We start from the raw sequence: 957 nt of genomic DNA on the forward strand, positions 1-957 counted from the left end.
AGTGAGAGTAATGTTTCAATTAATCAAGTCTGATTACAGGGCCTATGGCTTTACTTATAAGGGGTTGTTTGTCAGTATCCTGAATTTCTCCCCCTTCTGGCTGGTTGTTCTTTATAGGTTTTCTCATGGATTGTATAGAAAGAAAGTGCCGCTGCTACCCCGTATTCTGCGCTCAGTCGGAATTATTTGCTTTGGCGCAGAAATCTCCCCTGGAGCGGAAATTGGTCCTGGTTTCCGCATTGCTCATTCTGTTGGAATCGTTATTGGACCAGGTGTAAAGGCAGGTGCAAACCTGGAAGTGTTTCAAAATGTGACAATCGGTGGCCGTGACAGGGAGCGGAACGGTGTCATTAAACCTGTGATCAGGGATAACGTATCAATCTTTACAGGGGCGGCGGTATTGGGTCCTGTGAGAGTTGGAAACAACGTGTCTATAGGTGCGAACTCTGTGGTGACAAAAGATGTGGAGGAAAACCTGATTGTAGCTGGCGTACCTGCGGTGAAAATTGGAGAAATCAATATCCCACATTCTTTGCGGAGTATGGGAAAGGTGATTTAAGCAGCCTGAATCAGTGTCAAGAATCGGTGCCAGGCACAATCTAGACGTTTTGTGCCTGGCACAAACCATCCAGATTATCCTTAGCGTATTTTTCCTCATTAGTGCCCGGCACCAAAACCTTAGTTTCAATCCACTAATTCTATTTCCATTCCTATTCAATCTAAAACCCCTGAAACGGTTTACATCAAATCACTAGACCTATATACTTATAAAATGGATAAAATATGAAAATATGAATTAATCTTCAATTTGCAAGAAAACGGACGAGATAACGATTAGAGAAAATTTACGCGGGGGTGAATAATATTGAGGATGTTAGCTGCTATTCTAGTATTAATTGTGATTTTACCTGTTCCAACATTCGCCGAGGGGTCAACTGGTGTTTGTGAAATGACCAT

1 protein-coding gene is annotated in these 957 nt (G+C 42.4%); it reads left to right on the forward strand.

What is annotated here, in order from left to right:
* Window positions 1-559: serine O-acetyltransferase (locus tag HP456_RS24345; RefSeq protein WP_216663423.1), on the forward strand; the 559-nt coding region annotated here is incomplete at its 5' end.
* Window positions 560-957: the final 398 nt, after the last annotated feature.

It is taken from the genome of Bacillus haikouensis (genome assembly GCF_013179555.1).
Lineage (GTDB): Bacteria > Bacillota > Bacilli > Bacillales > Bacillaceae_B > Rossellomorea > Rossellomorea haikouensis_A.